At 69.5% G+C, this 16569-nt stretch carries 15 protein-coding genes; 12 read left to right on the top strand and 3 right to left on the bottom strand.

Annotation, left to right across the window (positions count from 1 at the left end; genetic code table 11):
• Positions 1-42: 42 nt before the first annotated feature.
• On the top strand, positions 43-825 hold the full coding sequence (locus GIY23_RS17820; protein WP_154077705.1) for an electron transfer flavoprotein subunit beta/FixA family protein: 783 nt from the start codon (positions 43-45) through the stop codon (positions 823-825).
• A gap of 29 nt (positions 826-854) precedes the next feature.
• Positions 855-1814, top strand: coding sequence for an electron transfer flavoprotein subunit alpha/FixB family protein (locus GIY23_RS17815; RefSeq protein WP_154077704.1), 960 nt, complete (start codon positions 855-857; stop codon positions 1812-1814).
• Between the two features lie 95 nt (positions 1815-1909).
• Here GIY23_RS17815 and GIY23_RS17810 read toward each other — a convergent pair whose 3' ends face one another.
• Positions 1910-2917: a flavin-containing monooxygenase gene (locus GIY23_RS17810; RefSeq protein WP_154077703.1), complete on the bottom strand. Its 1008-nt coding sequence runs from the start codon at positions 2915-2917 to the stop codon at positions 1910-1912.
• 71 nt (positions 2918-2988) lie between these two features.
• A complete protein-coding gene (gene rnhA, locus GIY23_RS17805) occupies positions 2989-3453 on the bottom strand; it encodes a ribonuclease HI (protein WP_154077702.1) in 465 nt (154 codons plus the stop codon).
• A 439-nt stretch (positions 3454-3892) separates the two neighbouring features.
• Here rnhA and GIY23_RS17800 point away from each other — a divergent pair, with 439 nt between their 5' ends.
• From GIY23_RS17800 to GIY23_RS17770, 7 genes are all read left to right on the top strand, one after another.
• The gene (locus tag GIY23_RS17800) at positions 3893-4666 is read left to right on the top strand and encodes a GNAT family N-acetyltransferase (RefSeq protein WP_154077701.1); all 774 of its coding nucleotides are present in this window, start codon (positions 3893-3895) and stop codon (positions 4664-4666) included.
• 20 nt (positions 4667-4686) lie between these two features.
• On the top strand, positions 4687-5514 hold the full coding sequence (locus GIY23_RS17795) for a lysophospholipid acyltransferase family protein (RefSeq protein WP_154077700.1): 828 nt from the start codon (positions 4687-4689) through the stop codon (positions 5512-5514).
• Between the two features lie 90 nt (positions 5515-5604).
• Positions 5605-6723: a 5-methyltetrahydropteroyltriglutamate--homocysteine S-methyltransferase gene (locus GIY23_RS17790; protein ID WP_154077699.1), complete on the top strand. Its 1119-nt coding sequence runs from the start codon at positions 5605-5607 to the stop codon at positions 6721-6723.
• Between the two features lie 64 nt (positions 6724-6787).
• Positions 6788-8158 (top strand): MFS transporter, encoded by a 1371-nt coding sequence (locus GIY23_RS17785; protein WP_154077698.1) that lies wholly within the window; start codon positions 6788-6790, stop codon positions 8156-8158.
• Positions 8155-9387, top strand: coding sequence for a cysteine desulfurase family protein (locus GIY23_RS17780; RefSeq protein WP_154077697.1), 1233 nt, complete (start codon positions 8155-8157; stop codon positions 9385-9387). The genes GIY23_RS17785 and GIY23_RS17780 overlap by 4 nt, the downstream gene beginning before the upstream one ends.
• Before the next feature lies 1 nt (position 9388).
• Positions 9389-10477, top strand: a complete 1089-nt coding sequence (gene mnmA, locus GIY23_RS17775) for a tRNA 2-thiouridine(34) synthase MnmA (RefSeq protein WP_154077696.1) — start codon at positions 9389-9391, stop codon at positions 10475-10477.
• Positions 10478-10651: 174 nt separating this feature from the next.
• Entirely contained in the window at positions 10652-11440 is a 789-nt protein-coding gene (locus GIY23_RS17770; RefSeq protein WP_154077695.1) for an alpha/beta fold hydrolase, read from the top strand.
• A 22-nt stretch (positions 11441-11462) separates the two neighbouring features.
• On the opposite strand, the gene GIY23_RS17765 is transcribed toward GIY23_RS17770, so the two are convergent.
• Complete coding sequence (locus GIY23_RS17765; protein WP_154077694.1) at positions 11463-12185, bottom strand: dienelactone hydrolase family protein; 723 nt, start codon at positions 12183-12185, stop codon at positions 11463-11465.
• Positions 12186-12328: 143 nt separating this feature from the next.
• On the opposite strand from GIY23_RS17765, the gene GIY23_RS17760 reads away from it, so the two are divergent.
• The 3 genes from GIY23_RS17760 to ligA all read left to right on the top strand — a co-directional run bounded on the left by GIY23_RS17760 (position 12329) and on the right by ligA (position 16542).
• Entirely contained in the window at positions 12329-13372 is a 1044-nt protein-coding gene (locus GIY23_RS17760; protein WP_154078944.1) for a uroporphyrinogen decarboxylase/cobalamine-independent methonine synthase family protein, read from the top strand.
• A gap of 123 nt (positions 13373-13495) precedes the next feature.
• Positions 13496-14170, top strand: coding sequence for a hypothetical protein (locus GIY23_RS17755; RefSeq protein WP_154077693.1), 675 nt, complete (start codon positions 13496-13498; stop codon positions 14168-14170).
• Between the two features lie 185 nt (positions 14171-14355).
• Positions 14356-16542, top strand: a complete 2187-nt coding sequence (ligA, locus tag GIY23_RS17750; RefSeq protein ID WP_154077692.1) for an NAD-dependent DNA ligase LigA — start codon at positions 14356-14358, stop codon at positions 16540-16542.
• The last annotated feature ends 27 nt before the right edge of the window (positions 16543-16569 follow it).

The raw sequence follows: 16569 nt of genomic DNA, 5'->3' as shown, positions 1-16569 counted from the left end.
ATCCGAATTTGTCGTCTGTCCGCGGGAGGTCGAACAGGGCCCATGAACATTGTCGTTCTGGTAAAGCAGGTGCCCGACACATGGTCCGAGCGCAAGCTCTCCGACTCGGACCACACCCTCGACCGTGCATCAGCGGACGCTGTGCTCGACGAGATCAACGAGCGAGCGGTCGAGGAAGCGCTGTTGATCAAGGAGGCCCATGGCGGTGAGGTGACCGTCGTCTCGATGGGTCCCGACCGGGCCACCGACGCGATCCGCAAGGCGCTGTCGATGGGTGCCGACAAGGCCGTCCATCTTTCCGACGAGGCGCTGCACGGCTCGGACACGGTCGCGACCGCCAAGGCATTGGCCAAGGCGATCGGTACCGTCGGCTCCGTCGACCTGGTGATTGCGGGCAACGAGTCCACCGACGGTCGCAGCGGTGCGGTTCCCGCGATGCTCGCCGAGCTGCTGGGGCTGCCGCAGCTGACGTACGCGCGCAAGGTCACCACCGACGGCTCCACCGTCTCGGTGGAGCGGGAGAGCGACGCCGGCATCGTCAGCGTCGAGGCGAACCTGCCCGCCGTCGTCTCGGTCACCGAGAAGATCAACGAGCCGCGCTACCCGTCCTTCAAGGGCATCATGGCCGCGAAGAAGAAGCCGGTCGAGGTGCTGAGCCTTGCCGACGCGGGCATCGACGCCTCCGAGGTCGGTCTGGCCAACGCGGGCTCCACCGTCGTCGAGTCCGCTCCGAAGCCGCCGAAGTCCGGTGGCGAGCGCGTCACCGACGAGGGTGAGGGCGGCGTGCAGGTCGTCGAGTACCTGGCCGGTCAGAAGCTCGTCTGAGTCACGGTTCGCGAGGAGGAGACGAACACATGTCCGAGGTACTGGTCCTCGTCGACCACGTGGACGGCGAAGCCAAGAAGATCACGTTCGAGCTGCTCACCGCCGCGCGGCGGCTCGGTGAGCCGTCGGCGGTCGTCGTCGGTGCGCCCGGCACGGCAGCCAAGCTGAAGGACTCGCTGGCCGCCTACGGCGCGGCCAAGGTCTACGCCGCCGAGTCCGACGACGCAGGCAACCACCTGGTCACCCCGCAGGTCGACGTCCTGTCCGAACTCGCGGGCTCGGCCTCGCCTGCCGCGGTGCTCGTCCCCGGTTCGGTGGACGGCAAGGAGATCGCGGGCCGTCTCGCGGTGCGGCTGAACTCCGGCCTGCTCTCCGAGGTCGTCGACCTCGACGGCGAGGGCGTCGGCTCGCACTCGCTGTTCGGTGGCACCTACAACGCCAAGGCGAAGGTCACCCGCGGTGCCCCGGTCGTGACGGTGCTTCCCGGCAGCGTCGAGGCCGAGGAAGCCTCCGGTGCGGCCGCCGACGAGACGGTGGCGGTCCCGGCGGCCGACCCGGCGAAGTCCGCGAAAATCACCGGGCTGCAGCCGGTCGAGGGCGGCGACCGTCCGGAGCTGACCGAGGCCTCGGTCGTCGTCTCCGGTGGCCGTGGTGTCGGCTCGGCGGAGAGCTTCGACGTCGTCGAGAAGCTCGCCGACTCGCTCGGTGCCGCCGTCGGCGCGTCCCGTGCGGCCGTCGACTCCGGCTACTACCCGCACCAGTTCCAGGTGGGGCAGACCGGCAAGACCGTCTCGCCGCAGCTGTACGTGGCGCTGGGCATCTCGGGTGCGATCCAGCATCGTGCCGGGATGCAGACGTCGAAGACGATCGTGGCGGTGAACAAGGATCCGGAGGCGCCGATCTTCGAGATCGCCGACTTCGGTGTCGTGGGTGACCTGTTCAAGGTCGCCCCGCAGCTCACCGACGAGGTCGCCAAGCGCAAGGGCTGAACCCCCGACGCTTCGACAGGGGCGGGTCGCACTCCGGTGTGGCCCGCCCCTGTGCATGCGTGAGTCTTTTTGGTGGCTATGACCACTAAAAAGACTCACGCGATCTTTGTGGCCACGTAGCGCGCGTCCCGGCCGACGCCGCCGAGCGAGCCGGACAGCACGGTTCGCTGGTATTCCAGCCCGACGAAGCCGATTCCCGGACACCCCGTGGCGACCCCGAACCGATGCCGAGGTCTGCCGTTGCCGTCGAGGACTCCCGAGGTGCTCAGGTAGTCCAGTGCGGGCCGGTAACCGGTGGCGAGAATGATCGCGTCCACACGCTGCTTCTGACCGTCCGGCCACAACATGTCCCGCCGGTCCGGCCGCCCGCGCTCTTCGATGGCGGCTCGGTAACCGCCGGTCTCCAGCACGGGAACGGTGCCCGTACCGCCGCGGCTCAGGGACCGGAGCGGTACCCGGGAAGCCGCGCCCAGTACCGGCCAGAGCCACGAGTCTGGGCGCAGCGGCTTGGTGTTGAGGTAACGCACCGGTGCGCGGGTGGCGAGGCTGACGTCGGCGTACTCGGCGAGCTCGACGGCGATCTGCGCCGCGGAGTTGCCCGCGCCGACGACGACCACTCGCTGCCCGGCGAACGGCGTCGGTGTGCGGTAATCGGCGGCGTGCACGACCTGTCCGGTGTAGTCGTCCAGTGGCAGTTCAGGCCAGTGTGGACGGACGAAGGAACCGGTGGCCGCAACGAGAACCTTCCCCCAGTGTTGCGAGCCGTCGGCCGTCGTCGCGAGGTGCCCGCCGTCGGCGGCGCTGACCGAGGTGACGTGGGCGCCCGTACGGATCTCGCACTCGAGGCCGTTCGCGTATCGGCGAAGATAGTCGACGACCTCGTCACGGAACGGATACCGGCGTGGCTCGCCGGGAAACGGCAGACCGGGCAGTGCGTTCAACCACGCTGGGGTGAACAGCCGAAGACTGTCGTAGTAGTGCGGCCACGAGCCGACCGGCTCCGCACCCGCGTGCAGGACCGTCGGCCGGAACCCCTGGCGTCGCAACTCGAACGCGGCGGCCAGGCCCGCCTGACCTCCACCGACCACGAGTGCATCGACCATGCGAGCAGTGTCGGTGAACTCCTGTCAGACAGGCAACGCGTTATCGCCAGGACTCCTGTGGCGCAGGCTGCTCAGGGGCGAGCGTCGTCGCGGCCTCGGCACGCGAGGGCGTCGGCGCGTTCGTTGTCCGCGTGGCCCGCGTGCCCCTTGATCCATTTCCAGCGGACTTCGCCGTGACGCGAGCATTCCGAGTCCAGGCGCTGCCACAGGTCGACGTTCTTCACCGGTTTCTTCGCCGAGGTCAGCCAGCCGTTGCGCTTCCACCCGGCCATCCACTCGGTGATGCCCTTGAGCACGTAGGTGCTGTCGGTGTGGATCGTGACCATCGGCATCGGCCGGGTCAGCGCGGCGAGACCCTCGATGACGGCGGTCATCTCCATCTTGTTGTTCGTCGTCACCGGATCCGAGCCGTGCAGTTCGCGTTCGTGTTCGCCGTAGCGCAGGACGACACCCCACCCGCCGGGCCCGGGATTGCCGCTGCAGGCCCCGTCGGTGAACAGCTCCACTGGTGCCGCGTTCGCGGTGTCGTCGCTCATGCCTCGGAACCTAGCGCACCCGCCGAACCAAGGAGCGAACGGCACTTTCGCCCCGTGCGACGAGGCGAACGGCACTTTCGCCCCACCAGTTCAACGGTGCGAACGGCACCCTCGCCCCGTGTGATGAGGCGAACGGCACTTTCGCCTCACCAGTTCAACGGTGCGAACGGCACCCTCGCCCCGTGTGATGAGGCGAACGGCACTTTCGCCTCACCAGTTCAACGGTGCGAACGGCACCCTCGCCCCGTGTGACGGTGCGAACGGCACTTTCGCCCCACCAGTTCAACGGTGCGAACGGCACTTTCGCCCCGTGCGACGAGGCGAGAGTGCCGTTCGCGCCATCGGGACCGGGTGTCTCACCGGGGATTCACCGGATGTTCCGGTGGAGTGTCCTCCTGCGCCCTTCTGCGCTTCGTCCGCGTGGCGATACACCTGCACCATGCCTGAGTCGCAGCTGTTGATCAGCACCGCGCCCACCGGGGCGCGGTCGACGGACCAGCCACACTATTCGCTGCTCGTGGCGCGGGAAACCGACGAGGTGCGGGCCGCGCAGCGCCTGCGCTACCAGGTGTTCGCCGAGGAGATGGGCGCGCAGGTCGAAGCGAGCGTGCCGGGCGCCGAGGCGGACGCGTTCGACGAGTTCTGTGACCACCTGATCGTGCGCAACGACCACACAGGTGAGGTCGTCGGCACCTACCGGATGCTGCCGCCGGAGCGGGCCGAGGCCGCGGGGGGCCTGTACTCCGAGACGGAGTTCGATCTGTCCGCGTTGCGCTCCCTGCGACCCGCGTTGGTGGAGACGGGCCGGTCGTGTGTGCATCGCGATCACCGCAGTGGAGCGGTGGTGAGTCTGGTGTGGGCGGGGATCGCCCGCTACATGTATCTGCACGGGCACACGTGGCTCGCCGGGTGCGCTTCGGTGCCGTTGTACGACGGCGGCGCGGTCGCCGGCCGCGTGTGGGACACCGTGTCGGAGAAGCACTATGCTCCGGACGAGTTCCGCGTCCGGCCGTACCAGCCGTGGGAGCCGGTCGCCGGTGTGACGCGCGGCTCGTTGCCGCCGTTGCTGCGGGGCTATCTTCGGCTCGGCGCCTGGGTGTGCGGGCCGCCTGCACTCGACGCCGATTTCGGGGTCGCGGACTTCTTCGTGCTGCTGAACTTGCCGAACATGGACCAGCGGTACCTGCGGTACTTCCTCGGCGGAACGCAGTGACGAGTTCCCAGCACGGGTGGATGCCGACGTCTCCCTGCGGTCCGACCTGCCTGCCGCGTCGGGGACATCACGACCGAGTCGGTCCCGCGCGGGTGGCGCTGCGGTTCACGCGTGCGTTCGTCGTGTTCCTGGTGGGAGCGGCGCTCGTCGCTGTCCTCCCGTTCGTCCCGCACGACCGCCGCCGTGTCCTGTTCGGACGGTGGTTCGGGCTCGTGCTGAACGCGTTCGGTGTCGAGGTGGTGCTGCGTGACGCGCAGCGGCTCGACGTCACCGGCCCCGTGCTCGTGGCATGCAACCACGTGTCATGGCTCGATGTGATCGCGTTGCAGTCGGTGCGTCCGATGCGGCTGCTGGCGAAGGCGGAAGTGCGGGACTGGCCGGTGGTCGGTGGCATCGCGGCACGGGCAGGCACGTTGTTCATCGAACGCGAGGGTTTGCGATCGTTGCCCGCTGCGGTCAACCGAGTCGCGGAGGCGTTGCGCGGCGGTTCGATGATCGGGGTGTACCCGGAGGGCACGACCTGGTGTGGCAGGGCGTCAGGGCGTCATCGTCCGGCCGTGTTCCAGGCCGCGGTGGAAGCGGACGCGCTCGTGCAGCCGGTCGCGTTGCGATACCGCGTGGCCGGTCGGCCGAGCACCGCCGCGGCTTTCGTCGGGGACGCAACGTTGCTGTCGTCGTTGGTGTCGGTGGCGCGCACACGCGGGTTGGTCTTGGAACTGTCCGCGCTGCCGCCCTGGGATGCCCGCACCGTGAGCGACCGGCGCGAGTTGGCGCGTCGGGTCGAGGTGGCGATCCGCTCGGAGACGGAACCGGCACTGCTCCGGACCGAGCATCTCGTCGCCGCCTGAACCTTCCGATCAACGGAAGTTCCGGTGGGCGTAGTGTCCGTCGGTGCACGACAGTGCGCACAACTGTTCGCCGTCGCCCGGGAGGACTCCATGTCGAACACCCGTTCCGTGCCGCCGTTTCGCGCCGACCACGTCGGCAGCCTCCTGCGTCCGCAGAAGTTGTTGCGTGCACGTGAGGAACACGCCGCCGGTCGACTCGGTGCCGACGAGCTCGCGACCGTCGAGGACGACGCGATCCGCGAGGTGGTGCGCAAGCAGGCGGATGTCGGGTTGCGCAGCGCCACCGACGGCGAGTTCCGGCGCGGTTCGTGGCACATGGACTTCATCTATCAACTCGGCGGAATCACGCAGTCGGACGAGAACATGCACGTCGAGTTCCGCAACGAGGACGGAACGTTCGACTTCTCCCCTGCGGCGTTGAAGGTCAGCGGCGCGATCCGGTTGCAGGAGACGATCTTCGCGGAGCATTTCCGGTTCCTGCGGGAGACCACGGACGCGACCGCGAAACTGACGATCCCGTCGCCGAGCATGGTGCACTATCGCGGCGGCCGCGCGAGCATCGATCCCGCCGTGTACGGCAGCGAGGACGATTTCTGGGCCGATCTCTCAGCTGCCTACGCCGACCAGATCCGCGCGATGGGAGAGCTGGGATGCCGGTACCTGCAGCTCGACGACACCAGCCTCGCGTACCTCAACGATCCGTCGCAGCGGGCGATGCTCGCCGAGCGCGGCGACGACGCCGAACACCAGCACGAGCGCTACATCCGTCAGATGAACGCCGCTCTCGCGGGTCGACCGGACGGGTTGCACGTCACCACACACATGTGCCGGGGCAATTTCCGCTCGTCGTGGGCGGCGGAGGGCAGCTACGAGTTCATCGCGGAGACGCTGTTCCACCAGCTCGACGTGGACGGCTTCTTCATGGAGTTCGACGACGAGCGTTCCGGCGGGTTCGAGCCGTTGCGGTTCGTGCCGGAGGGCAAGCAGGTCGTGCTCGGTCTCGTCACGACGAAACGGGGCGCGTTGGAGACCAAGGACGAGCTCAAGCGCCGGGTCGAGGAAGCGAGCCGGTTCGTACCGATGGACCAGCTCTGCCTGTCTCCGCAGTGCGGTTTCTCGTCCACAGTGGAGGGTAATGCGCTCACCGAGGACGAGCAGTGGGCGAAACTCGCCCTCATCGTCGAGACTGCCGAGGAGCTGTGGGGGTAAAGAGGCGTGAGTCTTTGTGGTGGCTATAGCAACCACAAAGGCTCACGCTGGGATGCTGGTCGGCATGACGACTGTGCGGACGGAGTCGACCAGTGCCCTGTGGCATCCGCAGCGGCGCGCATTCACCTTTGGGCTGATCCTGCTGGTGACGCTCATCGCGTTCGAGGCGATGGGGTTGGCCACGGCGCTGCCGACGATGGTGAACGAGCTCGGAGGTGAGCGGTTCTACTCGTGGCCGTTCACGGTGTTCATGGCCACGAGCGCGGTCTCGACGGTCCTCGGCGGCCGGCTCGCGGACCGGCACGGCCCCGCCCTGCCGTTGCTGCTGGCCGTGCCGACGTTCGCTGTCGGGCTGCTGCTCGCCGGGCTCGCCCCGAACATGACGGTGCTGCTCGTGGCTCGTGCGCTGCAAGGTGTCGGAGCGGGCGGCCAGGTCGTCGCCCTCTACGTGATGATCGCCCGCGTCTACCCGGAAGAAGACCGGCCGAAAGCGTTCGCCGCGCTGTCGACCGCGTGGGTGGTGCCCGCCCTGGTCGGCCCCGCCGTGGCCGGGTTGCTGACCGAACACCTGAGTTGGCGGTGGGTGTTCCTCGGTCTCGCGCCGCTGGTGGCCGTGGGCACAGTGCTGCTCGCCCCGTCGCTACGCCGCCTCAGCCCGCCCGAGGTCGCCGCGCCGGCCCGTTCCGGTCTGCCGCTGGCCGCGCTCGGAGCCGCCGGCGGCGCGGTCGGGCTGACATGGGCGGCGCAGAACCCGTCGTGGCTGTCCCTGGCCTTGGGCGTTGCGTCGGTGGCGGCGCTGCTGGCCAGCACTCGGGTGCTGCTTCCGGCAGGCACCCTGCGCGGTCGTCCCGGCATCCCGGTGATGGTGCTCTCGCGTGGTCTGCTCGCCGGGACCTTCTTCGCGGCCCAAGCGTTCGTGCCGCTCACACTCACCGCGGTGCACGACTACTCGCCTGCGACCGCCGGAATCCCACTCACCATCGGTTCCCTCGGGTGGACACTCGGGGCGCTCTGGCAGAGCCGCAACAGCAATCTGAGCCGTGAGCACATCGTTGCCGCAGGTCTCACGCTCGTCGCGATCGCCACCGCGGGCCTGACGGTGACCGCGCCCGCGTGGGGGCCGCACTGGATGGTGTTCCTGCTGTGGGCGGTCGGCGGATGCGGCATGGGGATCGCGGTCGCGAGTACCGGCGTGCGCGTCCTGGCCTTGTCGCCGCGCAGCGAGCAAGGGTTCCACTCGTCGGCGTTGCAGCTCTCGGACATGCTCACCCAGACCGTGCTGATCGGCCTCGCCGGAGTTCTCGTGACCGCATTGGCTTCCACCGACGCACCGACCAGGGGCGTGGTCATCGTGGACGTGCTGCTCGCCGCGTCGGCGCTGGTGGGTGCGGCCCTCGCCCGGCGCTCGGGGAGGACTATCCTGGGGTCGTCATGACGTACCTGGACCACGCTGCGACCACTCCGATGCGCCCGGAGGCGGTCGCGGTGATGAGCGAGGCGCTGTCCCGGCTGGGCAACGCCTCGTCGCTGCACACTTCGGGCCGCAAGGCGCGCCGTGCGGTGGAGGAGTCCCGCGAGACCGTCGCCGAAGTACTCGGCGCCCGCCCCTCGGAAGTGGTCTTCACCGCCGGCGGCACCGAAAGCGACAACCTCGCGGTGAAGGGCATCTATTGGGCGCGCCGCGGCACGGACCCACGTCGTCGCCGGGTGCTCGCCTCGGCGGTGGAGCATCATGCGGTGCTCGACGCGGTCGACTGGCTCGCCGAGCACGAGGGCGCCGAGGTCACGTGGCTGGAAGCCGACCGCGACGGTCGGGTGCGGCCGGAGGTGCTCGAGGCAGCACTCACCGAACACGGCGACGAAGTGGCGTTGGTCACAGCCATGTGGGCGAACAACGAGATCGGCACGGTCAACTCGGTGGCCGACCTCGCCGCAGTCGCGCAGCGCTACGGGGTGCCGTTGCACACCGACGCCGTTCAGGCCGTGGAGACGTTGCCGGTGGACTTCGCGGCCTGCGGGGCGTCGGCGCTGACGATGACCGGACACAAGGTCGGCGGTCCGTACGGAGTCGGCGCGCTGCTGCTCTCCCGGGACGTGGAGTGCACGCCCGTGTTGCACGGCGGCGGCCAGGAGCGCGAGGTCCGCTCCGGCACGCTCGACACGCCGGGAATACTGGGCCTCGCAGCCGCAGTCCGCTCGGCCGTCGGTGTCCGCGAGCGGCACGTTCCGGAGCTGACGGCGTTGCGGGACGAACTCGTCTCCGGCGTGCTCGCAGCGGTGCCGGACGCGGTGCTCAACGGCGATGCGGGCCGGGGCGTCGTCGGCGGTGGACCGTCGCGACTGCCGGGCAACGCGCACTTCACCTTTCCCGGCTGCGAGGGCGACAGTCTGTTGATGCTGCTCGATGCGCAGGGCATCGAATGCTCGACCGGGTCGGCGTGCACGGCGGGTGTGGCCGAGCCGAGCCACGTGCTGCTGGCCACCGGCTCCGAGTCGAAGGCCGCGCGCGGCTCGCTGCGGTTCTCGCTCGGGCACACCTCCACGCGGGAGGACGTGCGTGCACTCGTGGCGGCGATCGGGCCCGCCGTGGAGCGTGCCAGGAGCGCGGGAGTTCCCGGGCTGCGCCGGCTCTCGGCGCCGTCCGTGGCGAAGACGGAGGTGTGACGTGCGAGTGCTGGCGGCGATGAGCGGCGGTGTCGACTCGGCGGTGGCCGCCGCCCGAGCGGTCGAGGCCGGACACGACGTGACCGGCGTGCATCTGGCGCTGTCGGCCAAACCCGGCACGCTGCGCACCGGTGCGCGCGGCTGCTGCACGGTCGAGGACTCGCACGACGCCCGGCGGGCGGCCGACATCCTCGGGATCCCGTTCTACGTGTGGGATTTCGCCGAGCGGTTCACCGAGGAGGTCATCGACACCTTCGTCGGCGAGTACGCCGCAGGGCGGACCCCGAACCCGTGCTTGACCTGCAACGAGAAGATCAAGTTCGAGGCGTTGCTGGACAAGGCGATGGGGCTCGGTTTCGACGCGGTCTGCACCGGCCACTATGCACAGCTGTCCGTTGTGGATGGAGTGCCGTCGTTGCGGCGCAGCAGGGACGAGGACAAGGACCAGTCCTACGTGCTCGCCTCGCTGACCCCGGAACAGTTGCGGCACTCGATGTTCCCGCTGGGGGTTTCGCTGAAGTCCGAGGTGCGCGCCGAAGCCGACGAGCGCGATCTCGCGGTGGCGAACAAGCCGGACAGCCACGACATCTGCTTCATTCCCGACGGTGACACCAAGAAGTTCCTGGAGTCCAGGCTCGGGCAGTCGCCGGGTCAGCTCGTGGACAACGATTCCGGTGCTGTGCTCGGCGAACACACCGGCGTGCACGGATTCACCGTGGGACAGCGCAAGGGCCTCGGTATCGACGAGCCTGCGCCGGACGGGCGGCCACGCTACGTGCTGTCGCTGGAACCGGTCTCGGGCACGGTGAAGGTCGGCTCGGCCGAGGATCTCGGCGTCACCGAGATCGACGCCAACCGGCCGGTCTGGCCGGATGAGCCGCTGCAGGAGCCGACGGACTGCGTCGTGCAGGTACGGGCGCACGGCAGCACCGCGGACGCGGTCGTCGAGGTCGATGAGGAGGACGTCGTGCGCGTCCGTCTCCGCGACTCGCTACGCGGCGTCGCCCCCGGTCAGGCGATCGTCCTCTACCGCCCGGAAGACTCGGGTGACCTGGTCCTCGGCAGTGCACTGATTTCCGGCACCCGCTGAACGCCGGTCGCACTCACCCTGGTCGCGGTCTGGTTTCCCGGCTCGAGGGTTATCGCAGCATGAGCTGTCGTCTCAGCGGCGGAGCCGCCGGGCGGTCACCCCGTACGCATCCGCCACCCGACCCACCGAGCAAACCCACTCCCGCATCTTCTCAGCTGGTGGCATGATCGAGTCATGGGTGCGGTGGCAGTGACGGTGTGGGACGACAGTGGCCGTGGCGAGCCGGTGGTGCTGGTACACGGCTCCGGGACATGGGGCGACGCGCCGCTCGGGTTCGAGACGCAACGCGAACTGGCGGACCGGTATCGGCTGGTGGTGCCGGACCGTCGTGGTTACGGACGCAGTCCGGACGTGGAGTGCAGCGATTGTGTCCGGGACGCTGACGACGTCGTGGAGTTGCTCGCTGACGGTGCGCACCTGCTGGGACACTCGTCGGGTGGTGTGGTCGCGATGATCGCCGCTGCACGGGCGCCGCAGGCCGTGCGGTCGTTGACGCTGATCGAACCCGCGTGTTTCCAGCTCGCCGCGGACGATCCCGTGGTCGCGACGGCGCTCGAACGCAATCGTGAAGCTCTGCAGGCGGTTCCACCGGAACTGTCCGATGAGGACCTGGTCCGGCTGAGCTACGAGAGCGTGGGGTTCGAGCCCCCGGAGGAGACGACACCGGAAATGGTGCGCGCCTCCCGGGCGGCGCTCACGGAGCTCCCGGCCTGGCAGGTGGAAGTCGACGCCGCCGTGCTCGCGGCGCGGGACTGGCCGAAGCTGGTCCTCACCGGAACCTGGGAGGACGCTCCGGAGAACTACCGTGAGTACGGCGGGAAACCGATCATGGCGTGCGCCGGTGCCACGGCCGATCGGATCGGTGCGAAGCTCGTGCGCGTTCCAGGCGCGTCGCACTGGCCGCACCAGCAACGCCCGGACATCGTGCACCCGCTGCTGCGCGATCTGTGGTCTGCACGCTGACGAAGGCGTTCCCGCTGAGAGGTCAGCGCAGGTGGGCGGCGAAGAAGTCGTCGATTCGGCGCCACGCGTCCGTCGCCGAGTCGGGTTCCGGTCCGACACCGGCGACGCGCATCAGCGGGCGCAACGGCCTCGGTCCGATCTCGGCGTCGTTGAGAAAGGAATGCCCCGCCTGCGGGTACTCCTTGACGTCGTTCGGGACTCCGGCGGCTGTGAGCGCTTTGTCGAGCTTGACGGCGGCATTCGGCAACGTCACATCCCTCTTCCCGAAACTGCCGACCACCGGGCACGCATCCGCCGCCACCGCGTCGAGTTCCTTCGGCAACTGGCCGTAGTTCACCGAGGCCGCGTCGAAGCCGCTACCGGCGGTGAGCAGTGCGAAACCGCCGCCCATGCAGAAGCCGATGACGCCGACCTTTCCGGTGCATTCGGAGGACTCGGCAAGCCAGGAGCGAGCGACGTCGATGTCGACGAACGACGCGCCCTCCCCGGACAGCATCGCCCGAAACGTCCGAACGAGACAGCGACGGGCCCCTCCGTCGCTGAACAGGTCCAGCGCGATCGCAAGGTAACCGGATTCGGCCAGGCGTTCGGCCTGGCGCAGGAAGACGTCGTTGACCCCGAACGCTTCGTGCAGCATGACGACCCCGGGCCACGGTCCCTCACCCGACGGGCGCACCAGGTGGGCATGCAACCGCGCGGAACCGCCGCGTCGGCGTGCGGTCTCGGTCAGCTCGATCGTCTCCATGTCGGGAGCGTAGCGCCCGTCACAACGGGGCGAACGGCACTTTCGCCTCACCACACGAGGCGAGGGTGCCGTTCGCCCCGGCGGCCGGTCTGCTCGGGGTGGGGGAGAAGGTGCGGCTGTTCCTGGGTGTCGATAATGGTTCGGTGACCGACTTTCCGTGGAACCCAGGGACGGCGACCGCCACCGGCTCGATGCCCGGTGTGGACGCGGAGGAAGCGGCTCGGATCTCGGTGGGGGAGCTACCGGATCTCGTGCCGTTCCCCGAACTGCCCGCACGCGGCGTCGGCGCCGACTCGCTCGGCCGGACCGCGGGGATGCTCGTCGACCTCGCGGTCGAGGTGGTGCCGTCCGGCTACCGGGTCACCGCGAAACCGGGACGTGATCAGCGCCGGGCGCAGGACCTGATGCGCTGGGACCTCGATGCGATGGAGCAGGCGGTGGCCGAGGCCGGCGCGCCGCCCGCGCTGCTGAAGGTGCAGGCGGCAGGCCCGTGGACGTTGGCCGCCGGCATCGAACTGGAACGCGGTCACCGCGTTCTCACTGACCACGGTGCGTTGCGGGACTTCACGACCTCGTTGATCGAGGGGCTCCGCGCGCACGTGCAGCGCATGATCGAGCGCACGGGGGCACGTGTGGTGCTCCAACTCGACGAGCCGACGCTGCCGCGAGTGCTGCGCGGCGACCTGCCGACGCCGAGCGGTTACGGCACGGTGCCCGCGGTCCCGGTACCCGAGGTCGAAAGTCTGCTCGGCGAGGTCATCGCGCCGTTGCGCGAAGCGACCGGCGAACCCGTGATCGCGCACTGCTGTGCGCGCAGGCCCCCGGTCGGCCTGCTGCGCCGCGCCGGAGCGGGCGCGGTGTCACTCGACGCGACCGGGATGGGTGAGGTCACGGGCTCGTTCGCCGACGAACTCGGGGAGGCGTGGGACGGCGGCACCAGCCTGTTCCTCGGGCTCGTGCCGGGAACCGATCCGTCCGAGCGCCCCGATCTGCGGGAACTCGCGCTGCCTGCGTTCGACCTTGCCGCGCGGCTCGGCTTCTCGCGCCGGATCCTCGCCGAGGGAACCGTGGCCACGACGGCGTGCGGACTCGCCGGAGCCTCTCCGGAGTGGGCTCGGCGAGCGCTGTCACTGGTGCGCGACCTCGGCAAGCTGTTCGTCGACGAGGCGGAGAACCCGACGGGCTGACCAGCGGGCGCCAGGCCGAGGTCGTTCGCTCTGCGGGCCCCACGGTGCTCGCTGATGCCGATCGCGCGTGGCAGTCACCGGAATCGGCCACGGCGTCGCGTCGCCGCGCGGCACAATGGGGCCATGCTGAAGCTCTTCCGCCGCCGAGACCGTACCGAGCGGGAAGCCGGGCCCGATCTCGCCGACCGGGTCCGCGCGTTCTGGCAGCTCTGGGACGACGAGCTCCAGCCGCAGGTCAGCGCCGCGCTCGGGGACGGACAGCCGCATCGCCTCGACCACCCGCTCGCCGAGGCCGTCGCGAGCGTGCACCCGGATCTGATCGTCTCGATCGAGCAGGGGGAGAACGCGCTGTTCGCGCTCGTCGTCAGTGCGCAGGCGGACCCCGAGCTGCGGGCGGTCACCGACGCGTGGAAGGCGGCGGCGCCTGCGGACGACCAGAACTGGGAGTACCACGACTCGATCCCGCCGGTGCCGGACCCGACGCAGGTGACGGTGAACCTGCACGGCGGCCAGTACGCGTTGTCGCAGGTGCGGCTCGCTGCGCAGGTCGACCATGCCGAAGGGCTCGTCGACGTGGCGGTGCATCATCCCGGGTTCGCGGACCTGGAGGAGGCGGAGCGGACGGCGTTGACGTTCCTGCCGTTGCAGGCGGTACTCGGGGAGCGACTCGCTGCGGACCGTCTCGGCCGGGTGGAGACGGCGCTGCTCGAACCGGACGGCGCCGTCGGGCTACTGGAGTTCCGCGATGTCGTCCGCTCCGTCGCCTCCGGCCCCACGACTCCCGACGCCTCGGCCTGATCGACCACTCACCCGGTCGAGCGCGACACACCTCGCACGAGTGACGAACTCGGCGAATCGAGCCCGAACCCTGTGGACAACCCCGGCGCCTGTGGATGGAGGGGTGGCAAATTCGCGCGAATTTGCCACCCGCGGGGTGGGAGTCGCCGACGGGTGGTGTCGGGGATGCTCGCTAGGGTGCAGACGTGACCAGCGACGACCGAGCCACCACCGCTGACGCGCCCGAGGACACCGCCGCGACGTCGGAGGACGCCCGTCCCGCCGATCCCGCCGCGAACACCGATGCCGAAGGCGTCGAGGACGTTCCCGGCGAGGTGCGGGAACGCTACGGCAACCTCGTCGAGGAAGTGCGCGGCCACCAGTTCCGCTACTACGTGCTGGACTCGCCGCTGATCACCGACGGCGAGTTCGACGAGCTGTTCGTCGAACTGCAGCGCGTGGAGGACGAACACCCGGCGCTGCGCACGCCGGACTCGCCGACGCAGATCGTGGGCGGCACGTTCTCCACCGAGTTCACCGCCGTGGATCACCTGGAGCGGATGCTCAGCCTCGACAACGCCTTCGACGAGGACGAGCTACGCACCTGGGTGGACCGGGTGGAACGGGAGGTGGGCTCGGCGGCGAGCTACCTCTGCGAGCTCAAGATCGACGGCCTGGCGATCAACCTGCTCTACCGCGACGGTCGCCTCGAACGTGCCCTGACCCGTGGCGACGGACGCACCGGTGAGGACGTGACGCTCAACGTCCGCACCATGCACGACGTCCCGGACCTGCTCACCGGCACCGACGAGTATCCGGTGCCCGCGCTGGTCGAGGTTCGCGGCGAGGTGTTCTTCCGGGTGAGCGAGTTCGGCGAGCTGAACGCCGCGCTGGTCGACGCGGGCAAGGCGCCGTTCGCCAACCCGCGCAACGCGGCGGCGGGGTCGCTGCGCCAGAAGGACCCGCGGATCACCCGGAACCGTCCGCTGCGGCTGATCTGCCACGGTCTCGGCAGGCGGGAGGGTTTCGAACCCGCGCGGCAGTCCGAGTCGTACGCCGCGTTGCGGGCGTGGGGCCTGCCGGTCTCGGAGCACACCCGCGTGCTGTCGGCGACCGACGCGATCGTGGAGCACGTGCGGTACTGGGGCGAGCATCGCGACGACGCTGAGCACGAGATCGACGGTGTCGTCGTCAAGGTCGACGAGGTCTCGCTGCAACGCCGCCTCGGTGCGACCTCGCGCACTCCGCGCTGGTCGATCGCCTACAAGTACCCGCCGGAACAAGCCACCACCGCGCTGCTCGACATTCAGGTCAACGTCGGACGCACCGGCAGGGTCACGCCGTTCGCGGTGATGGAGCCGGTGAAGGTGGCGGGCTCGACGGTGTCGATGGCGACCCTGCACAACTCCGACGAGGTGCGTCGAAAGGGCGTGTTCATCGGGGACCGGGTGGTGATCCGCAAGGCGGGTGACGTGATTCCAGAGGTGCTCGGTCCGGTCACCGACGCCCGCGACGGCTCCGAGCGCGAGTTCGTGATGCCGACCGAGTGCCCGGAGTGCGGGTCGACGTTGTCCCGGCAGAAGGAAGGCGACGTCGACATCCGCTGTCCGAACTCGCGGACCTGCCCCGCACAGCTGCGGGAGCGGCTGTTCCACCTCGCCGGGCGTGGCGCGTTCGACATCGAGGTGCTCGGCTACGAGGCTGCCGCGGCGCTGTTGGCTTCGGGCGTGCTCGTCGACGAAGGCGACGTGTTCGACCTCGACGAGCAGAAGCTGTTGAAGGCGCCGTTGTTCCGCACCAAGGCGGGAGCGCTCTCGGCCAACGGCCGGAAGTTGCTGGACAACCTGGAGTCGTCGAAGTCGAAGCCGCTGTGGCGGGTGCTGGTGGCCCTGTCGATCCGGCACGTGGGTCCGACCGCTGCGCAGGCGCTGGCTCGCGAACTCGGCTCACTGGAACGGATCGAGGCGGCCGAGGAGGCTGATCTCGCCGCCGTCGACGGCGTCGGTCCGACGATCGCGACGGCGGTGCGGGAATGGTTCACTGTGGACTGGCACCGCGAGGTCGTGCGCAAGTGGCGCGAGGCAGGCGTGCGCATGGAGGACGAGCGCGACCAGTCCGTGCCACGACATCTCGAAGGTCTCTCCATTGTGGTCACCGGCTCCTTGCAGGTTTATTCCCGGGACGAGGCCAAGGAACTCATCATGGCCAGGGGTGGTCGCGCGGCCGGCTCGGTGTCGAAGAAGACCGCGTTCGTCGTCGTCGGCGACGCGCCCGGTTCGAAGTACGACAAGGCGATGCAGCTCAAGGTCCCGGTGCTCGACGAGGACGGGTTCACGGTGTTGCTCGACCAAGGCCCCGAGGCCGCCGCGCAGCGAGCGTTGCCCGCGGAGTGAGCGTCCCGTCGGCGCGCGGATGGCAGG

The organism is Allosaccharopolyspora coralli, from assembly GCF_009664835.1.
Classification (GTDB): Bacteria; Actinomycetota; Actinomycetes; order Mycobacteriales; family Pseudonocardiaceae; genus Allosaccharopolyspora; species Allosaccharopolyspora coralli.
Note: the sequence above shows the minus strand (reverse complement) of the source record. Positions and strands in the feature narration are given on the sequence as shown.

Coding starts and splice junctions, on each gene's coding strand:
- GIY23_RS17790 (WP_154077699.1), top strand. CDS start 5,605: ATGTCGAACACCCGTTCCGTGCCGCCGTTTCGCGCCGACCACGTCGGC.
- GIY23_RS17810 (WP_154077703.1), bottom strand. CDS start 2,917: ATGGTCGATGCACTCGTGGTCGGTGGAGGTCAGGCGGGCCTGGCCGCC.
- GIY23_RS17770 (WP_154077695.1), top strand. CDS start 10,652: ATGGGTGCGGTGGCAGTGACGGTGTGGGACGACAGTGGCCGTGGCGAG.
- rnhA (WP_154077702.1), bottom strand. CDS start 3,453: ATGAGCGACGACACCGCGAACGCGGCACCAGTGGAGCTGTTCACCGAC.
- GIY23_RS17785 (WP_154077698.1), top strand. CDS start 6,788: ATGACGACTGTGCGGACGGAGTCGACCAGTGCCCTGTGGCATCCGCAG.
- GIY23_RS17815 (WP_154077704.1), top strand. CDS start 855: ATGTCCGAGGTACTGGTCCTCGTCGACCACGTGGACGGCGAAGCCAAG.
- GIY23_RS17755 (WP_154077693.1), top strand. CDS start 13,496: ATGCTGAAGCTCTTCCGCCGCCGAGACCGTACCGAGCGGGAAGCCGGG.
- GIY23_RS17820 (WP_154077705.1), top strand. CDS start 43: ATGAACATTGTCGTTCTGGTAAAGCAGGTGCCCGACACATGGTCCGAG.
- GIY23_RS17795 (WP_154077700.1), top strand. CDS start 4,687: ATGCCGACGTCTCCCTGCGGTCCGACCTGCCTGCCGCGTCGGGGACAT.
- GIY23_RS17800 (WP_154077701.1), top strand. CDS start 3,893: ATGCCTGAGTCGCAGCTGTTGATCAGCACCGCGCCCACCGGGGCGCGG.
- GIY23_RS17780 (WP_154077697.1), top strand. CDS start 8,155: ATGACGTACCTGGACCACGCTGCGACCACTCCGATGCGCCCGGAGGCG.
- GIY23_RS17765 (WP_154077694.1), bottom strand. CDS start 12,185: ATGGAGACGATCGAGCTGACCGAGACCGCACGCCGACGCGGCGGTTCC.